Below are 7,031 nucleotides of genomic sequence, written 5' to 3'. Positions count from 1 at the left end.
GTCAGGTGATCGGCAGCCCGGGCTGCCGATCACCTGACGAACCACCGACCACCCGAGCCACCCCGTCAGTACCTCGCGTCCGCCGCGGCCAGGTACTTCGTGGTCACCACGATCGCGCGGCGCAGCGTGGCCTCGTCCTCGGTGGTACCGGCCGTCGTGAGGCGCTTGACCCAGGTGTCGGCCTGGGCGGTGGTCGGCGCGACGCCGAGGTAGTGCTGGTAGGTCGCCACGACCCGGTACCGCACCGCCTGCGGGTTCTTCCACAGGGCATTGACCACGCCCGCGCGGCCCAGGGTGTTCAGCCGCGGCATCCAGTGCTTGAGCTGGTCCGACGTCGGCGGCCGGTGCAGGATGTGCTGGTACAGCGCGGTGACGTACTTCGCGTCGGTGCCGCCCACGTGCTTGTAGTAGGTCGAGGTGCCCATCAGGTACGGCTCGATCTGGTCGATCGTCCGCGTCTTCTTCTTGACCATGGCGAGGTAGTTGGCCGTCTGGGTGGCCGACGGCGTGTAGCCGAGGGTCGCCTGGAACGCCTGGCTGATGCGGACCTTGCGGTAGTTGTCCGACTTGGCCATGCCGTCGGCCAGCACGCCCGGCCCGTCCACCGAGACGCGGTAGGACCAGCTCTCGATGTCCGTGGCCGTGGCCGCCCGGCCGAGGTAGTCCTGGTACATCGCCTGCACGAAGTTCTTGGACTGCTCGTCCACCTCGGCGTACTGCTTCGCGTACACGGCAGCCTGGTCCTGGATCCCGGACAGCAGCGGGTAGGCGAGCTCGCCCGGGCACTCGGTCTGGTGCGTGTCGCGGTGCCCGAAGACCCGCGGCAGCGTCACCTGGTCGCCCGCCTCGTAACGGCCGCCGTCGGTGTGGCCGGCCGCGGTGAGCACGGTCGACTCGTCCGGGTTCACGTCGTACTGCGCGAGGCGGCTGCCGATGATCTTGGCCACGCCGTCCCGCTGGGCGGTGGTGGGCTTCACGCCCGCCGCCGTCGTGTACGTGCCGATCATCGCGACGCCGACCGTGCCGGTGTTGAAGCCGCCGGTGTGGGCGCCGATGATCGGCTCCTCGATGCTGCCGTCGGCACCCTCGTAGATGTTGCCCCACTTGTCGACGAGGAAGTTGTAGCCGATGTCGCACCAGCCGTGGGTCTGCTGGTGGTACGCCTGGTCGTTGCGGATGGCCTGCATGGCCTCGGCCACGGTGGCGTAGTCGTTCGGGTTCACCGTGTGGTGCACGGCCGCGGCCTTGAGGCCGCCCTCGGCAGGGAACCAGGTGGGGCCGGTGCCCGGCTCGAGGCAACGGGGCGCGGCGCCCCACTCCTCGCGCGTGATGATCGTGGGCCCCGCCGTGGTGGCCGACGGCGCGACCGTGCCCGACGTCGTCGCCGCGGCCGTGGTGACCTGCGCCGACGAGACGAGGCTGAGCTCGACGCCCGCCGGGAACTCGGCGGCCTCGTCCACCGTCGCGAGCTGCACGGCGTCGGCCTCGCCCACGTAGACCGGCGCGGACGTCACGACGGCGGAGCCGCCGTCGGCGTCGTCCGTGGACTTCTCCAGGTGGCTCCAGTCGCTCCAGGTCCCGTCGGTGGCCCGGGTACGCACCTGCATCTCGGGAACGACGTGATCGATCTCGGCCGGCCAGGACAGCCCGACCGTCTGGAACCCGTCCGGCACCTCGATGGCGCCCGCGATCCGTCCGTCGGTGTCGGCGGTGTCGAGCACCACGGCGCCGTCCGCCGCCGTGGCGGTCCCGGCGGCCGCCTCGGGGTCCGCACCCGTGACGTCGTCGACCACGGCGGTCTCCTCGGCCGGGGCCGCGGCGACCTCGACGGTCTCGACCTGCGCCTCCGTGGTGCCGGCGTCGGGCAGCGCGGAGTCCGCGGGGGCCGCGATGCCCTCGGGCTCCAGGGACGGTTCCGCCGTCAGTGCCGTCGCCGCCGGGGCCAGCGCGCCGCCGAGCACCATCGCCGGCGCCACGCCGAGGATGATCGTCCTGCCCACCACGGTCCCGGCGAGCGCCGGCTTGCCCGCGCTGTGCCGGGGACCCTGCTTCGACCTGGATGCCGGTGCTGCCGCGTGCCGAACCACTGTGTCCTCCTCGCATCGAAACGCGTCGGCCGCACGGGGTGCGGCCGACGCGAAGAACAGGGTGACGTTAGTGGTGACCAGGCACGACGCCCCCAGGTTTCACCCCTGCGGAGCGGGTGATCTTTTCCTGGACACCGCCTGGATCACCCGGGGGGCGCCGGCGGGCGCGGCAGTCGCCGGGGACAGCCCGAACTCCCCTTTGGGGCCGGGGTTACTCCGCTTTGAAGGGTCGCAAAGAGGAGCAACCCCGGCCTCAAAGGGGAGCCCGGCCGGACGTCACATCACGTCACGGCATGTCACGTCACGGCACGCGGCTCGACGACGAGGCCGGAGCGGGGTCAGAAGTCGAAGTCGTCGATGTTGCTCTTGTCGAACACGAACGGCTCGCCGAGCAGCACCTCGCCGTCGGCCCCCACGGTGTACTCACCGAGCCGGCCGGCCTCGAAGGTGTCGCCCTCCTCGCCCGTGATGTCGCCCGCCACGAGGGCCGCGGCGGCCTGCGTCGCCAGGTAGCCCAGGTCGGTCGGGTTCCACAGCGCGAACGCCTCGACGGTGCCGTCGTCGACGTACTCGCGCATCTGGTTGGGCGTGCCGAGGCCCGTGACCGCGACCTTGCCCTTGTACTCGGACGTCGACACGTAGCGCGCCGCCGCGGCGATGCCCACGGTCGTGGGTGACACGATCCCCTTGAGGTCCGGGTGGGACTGGAGCAGCGCCGCCGTCTTGTCGAACGACGTCTGGTCGTCGTCGTCGCCGTAGGCGGTCTCGACGAGCTCGATGTCCGGGTAGTCGGAGGCCAGCTTCTCCTCCATGATCGCGATCCACGCGTTCTGGTTGGTCGCGTTGGCCGACGCCGAGAGGATGGCGATCTCGCCCTCGCCACCGATCTGGTCGGAGATGAGCTCGAGCTGCTTGTCCGCGATGCCCTCGGCCGAGGCCTGGTTGACGAACAGGTCGCGGTACTGCGGCTCGGTGTCCGAGTCGAACGTGACCACCTTGGTGCCCGCGGACCGCGCCTCGTCGAGCGCGTCGCCGATCGCCGTCGGGTCGTTCGCCGAGATCACCAGCGCGCTCACGCCCTGCTGGGCGGCGGTGTTGATGAACGGCACCTGCGAGTCGGGCGACGCCGTGTCCGGCCCCACCTCGTCGACGGTGGCTCCCAGCTCCTCGGCCGCCTCCTCCGCGCCCGCGGTGGACGCCTCGAAGTACGGGTTGCCCAGATTCTTGGGCAGCATCGTGATGGTGGCGCCCTCGGTCTCGCCGCTGGCGCCGTCACCACCCTCGTCGCCCCCGCCGCCGCAGGCGGTCAGCCCCAGTGCGAGCACAGCGGCCGTGCCGGCCGCGAGCACAGATGTGAACCTCATCGTTCGTCTCCCTAGCTTCCTTGCCCGACCGCCGGACGCCGTCGGACCCTGAGGCCGCCCGCGATGCGCGGCGCGACCACCGACACGACGAGCGCCGTGCCGATCACGATGTTGATGACGTTGACGGTGACCCCCTCCAGCCGGAGGGCACTGCTGAGCACGCCGATGAGCAGCACGCCCGCGACCACGCCGTGGATCGCACCGCGCCCGCCGAAGATGGACACCCCGCCGAGCAGCACCGCCGCCACGACCTGGAGCTCCATGCCGGTGGCGTTGTCGCCGCGGGCGCTGCCGTAGCGGAGCGTGTAGTAGACGCCCGCGAGCGCCGAGACCGCCCCGGACAGCACGAACAGGACGAGGAGGGTCCGCTTGACGTCGACGCCGGAGAACCGGGCGGCCTCGCTGCTGCGGCCGATGTCCAGCACGTTCCGGCCGAACGGCGTGGCGTGCAGCAGGACGGCGAAGACGGCGATCAGCACGACCAGCCCGAGCGTGACCACCGGCCAGGGCGACTCCCCCAGGTTCTCGGTGGCGCCGTCGGTCCAGGACTCGGGGAAGTCGGTGACGGCCGTGGTGCCCAGGAGGCCCACGGCGAGGCCGCGGTAGAGGGCGAGCGAGCCGATGGTGACGGCCAGCGAGGGCAGCCCGCCGTACGCGACCAGCGCCCCGTTGACGGCGCCGCACACCGCGCCCAGCAGCACCGACGCCGGCAGGGCGACCCACAGGCCGAACCCGGCCTGGTGCAGCAGCCCGAAGGTCACGCTGGACAGGCCCACGACCGACGCGACCGACAGGTCGATCTCGCCCGTGGCGATGATCAGCGTCATGGGCAGGGCGATGAGCAGCACGGGGGCGACGTCGAGCACCAGGTAGGTGATGGTGAGCGGGCCGTCGAAACCCTGCACGACGGCGGACGCGACCACCCAGGCCGCGACCAGGATCAGGATCGTCAGCATCTCGCGGGTGAGCAGCGCGCGCTGCCACCACGGGCGGGCGTGGGTCCTCATGGGGTCGCCTCCTCGCGGTCGGCCGGGCCGGCGCCGCCGGGTTGGTCGGTATCTCGCTCGGCCGCGAGGCGGTGCGACCGCCGCCGGGCCAGCACGCGGTCCAGCGCGATGGCGCCGATGATGAGCGCGCCCACCACCGCGCGCTGCCAGAAGTCGGGGATGCCCACCACGGGCAGGGCCCGGTTGATGGTGAGCAGCAGCATCGCGCCGAGCGCCGCCCCGACGACGGTGCCGCTGCCGCCGAAGATCGCGACGCCGCCCACCACGACGGCGCCCACGACCTGCAGCTCCAGGCCCACCCCCGCGCCGGACGAGACGGTGCCGTACCGCGCGGCGAACATCACGCCGGCCAGCCCGGCGAGCGCCCCGTTCAGGGCGAACGCCCCGAGCAGCCGACGCCGGACGGGCAGGCCCTGCAGCTCGGCGGCGTCGGGGTCGGACCCGATCGCGTAGAGCTGCCGCCCGCCGCGCGACGTGTACATGTAGTAGGCGACGACGGCCAGCACGACGGCGGCGACGATCGTCAGCACGGGCACGCCGAGCACCTGCCGCGTGCCCAGGGCGAGGAACGCGCGCGGCATGTCGCCGGCGTCGATCCGGTCGCTGCCCGCCCAGGTCAGGGCCACCCCTCGGTAGACGTAGAGCGTGCCGAGCGTGATGACGAGGGCCGGCACGCGGGCGAACGCCACGATCGAGCCGTTGACCAGGCCCAGCACCGCCCCGGCCGCGACCGCGACCAGCGCCACCACGACGATCGGCAGGTCCGGCACGTCGATGAACAGCCGGCCGGCCAGGTAGGCGGTCAGGCCGAGCATCGAGCCCACGGAGAGGTCGACGTTGCGCGTGATGACCACCACGGCCTGACCCACGGCGAGCACCACGAGGATCGCGGGCGTGAGCAGCAGGTCCCGCCAGCCGCCCGAGCTGAGCAGGAAGCCGGGCTGGATCGCGGTGGTCACGCCGATCACGACCAGGAGGGCCAGCGCGATGCCGGCCTCGCGCCGGCGCAGCAGGGCGGTCATGCGGCGTCACCCCGCTCGGACGACGCACCCGGCGTCGCGGCGCGCATCACGGTCTCCGGCGTGGCGTCCGCGCGGTCCAGCGCCGCGACGATCCGCCCCTCGCGGACCACGAGCACGCGGTCGGCCATGCCCAGCACCTCCGGCAGCTCGGACGAGATCATCAGGACCGCCAGCCCCTCGGCGGCCAGCGTGGACAGCAGCCGGTGCACCTCGGCCTTGGTGCCCACGTCGATGCCGCGGGTGGGCTCGTCCACGATCAGCACCTTCGGCCCGGTGGCCAGCCACTTGGCCAGCACCACCTTCTGCTGGTTGCCGCCGCTCATGGTCGTGGCCACGGCGTCGAGTGCCCCGGCCTTCACCGCCAGCCGGCCGGACCAGTCGCGCGCGAGCCGCGCCTCGGCGTCGGGCAGCAGGATGCCCAGGCGTGCCAGGCGGCGTCGGGAGACGGCGGAGACGTTCCGCGCCACGGAGGACTCGGTGACCAGGCCCTCCAGGCGCCGGTCCTCGGGGACCAGGGCGAGGCCCGCGGCGATGGCCGCGGTCGGGTCGCCCGGGCGCAGGGTCCGCCCGTCGACGGCGACGCGCCCGGCGTCGTACCGGTCGACGCCGAACACGGCGCGGGCGATCTCGCTGCGCCCGGCCCCGACCAGGCCCGCCAGGCCGACGATCTCGCCCGCCCGCACCTCGAAGGACACGTCGTGGAAGGTGCCGGTGGACTGCAGCCCCTCGACCCGGAGCACCACCTCGCCGGGCGTGCTCGGCACCTTGGGGTAGAGGTCGGAGACGGCGCGGCCGACCATGCGCCGCACCAGCTCGTCCGCCGTCACGCCGGCGACCGGGTCGGTGGAGACGTGCTCGCCGTCGCGCATCACGGTGACGGTGTCGCAGAGGTCGGCGACCTCGTCGAGGCGGTGCGAGATGAAGACGACGGCGCGGCCGGCGTCGCGCAGCCCGCGGGCGACGGCGAACAGGCGGCGCACCTCGACGGCGCTGAGCGCCGCCGTCGGCTCGTCCATGACCAGGAGGCGGGCGTCCAGGGAGATCGCCTTGGCGATCTCGACGATCTGCTGGTCCGCGATGGACAGGCCCTCCGCGGGGCGGTCCGGGTCGAGGTCCACGCCGAGGTCCCGGAACAGCTCGCGCGCCCCCGCGCGCATGGCGCGCCGGTCGATGCGGCGGAACCGGCCCAGCGGCTCGCGGCCGAGGTAGATGTTCTCGGCGACCGTCAGGTCGGGAAAGCTCGCGGGCTCCTGGTGGATCACGGCGACGCCGGCCGCCTTGGCCTCGGCGGGACCGGTGAAGTCCACGGGCTCGCCGTCGAGCTCGACCACGCCCGCGTCCCGGCGGTGCACGCCGCCCACGATCTTGACCAGCGTGGACTTGCCCGCGCCGTTCTCGCCGACCAGGGCGTGGATGCTGCCGGGCTGCACCACCAGGGTGCCCGAGCGGAGCGCGGCCACGGGCCCGAAGGACTTGGCGACCCCCTCCAGGCGCAGCGTCGGTGCGGCGTTCTGCATGTCTCTCCGTCGAGATGCGGGCGGTCTGCATTGA

General features: G+C 72.9%; 5 protein-coding genes. All 5 read right to left on the bottom strand.

Annotated features, from left to right (window positions below):
• Positions 1–65: 65 nt before the first annotated feature.
• Positions 66–2,087, bottom strand: a complete 2,022-nt coding sequence (locus AB0I29_RS26930; protein ID WP_357487260.1) for an N-acetylmuramoyl-L-alanine amidase — start codon at positions 2,085–2,087, stop codon at positions 66–68.
• A 338-nt stretch (positions 2,088–2,425) separates the two neighbouring features.
• Positions 2,426–3,451, bottom strand: a complete 1,026-nt coding sequence (rhaS, locus tag AB0I29_RS26925) for a rhamnose ABC transporter substrate-binding protein (protein ID WP_285107472.1) — start codon at positions 3,449–3,451, stop codon at positions 2,426–2,428.
• Positions 3,452–3,462: 11 nt separating this feature from the next.
• On the bottom strand, positions 3,463–4,458 hold the full coding sequence (locus tag AB0I29_RS26920) for an ABC transporter permease (protein ID WP_357487257.1): 996 nt from the start codon (positions 4,456–4,458) through the stop codon (positions 3,463–3,465).
• Positions 4,455–5,480: an ABC transporter permease gene (locus AB0I29_RS26915; protein WP_357487255.1), complete on the bottom strand. Its 1,026-nt coding sequence runs from the start codon at positions 5,478–5,480 to the stop codon at positions 4,455–4,457. Before AB0I29_RS26915 ends, AB0I29_RS26920 begins: the two co-directional genes overlap by 4 nt.
• Positions 5,477–6,997 carry a sugar ABC transporter ATP-binding protein gene (locus AB0I29_RS26910; RefSeq protein ID WP_285107466.1) on the bottom strand — a complete coding sequence of 507 codons (1,521 nt, stop codon included), beginning with the start codon at positions 6,995–6,997 and terminating at the stop codon, positions 5,477–5,479. The genes AB0I29_RS26915 and AB0I29_RS26910 overlap by 4 nt, the downstream gene beginning before the upstream one ends.
• Positions 6,998–7,031 lie beyond the last annotated feature (34 nt).

Source organism: Promicromonospora sp. NPDC050262, assembly GCF_040655935.1.
GTDB lineage: Bacteria > Actinomycetota > Actinomycetes > Actinomycetales > Cellulomonadaceae > Promicromonospora.
Note: the sequence above shows the minus strand (reverse complement) of the source record. Positions and strands in the feature narration are given on the sequence as shown.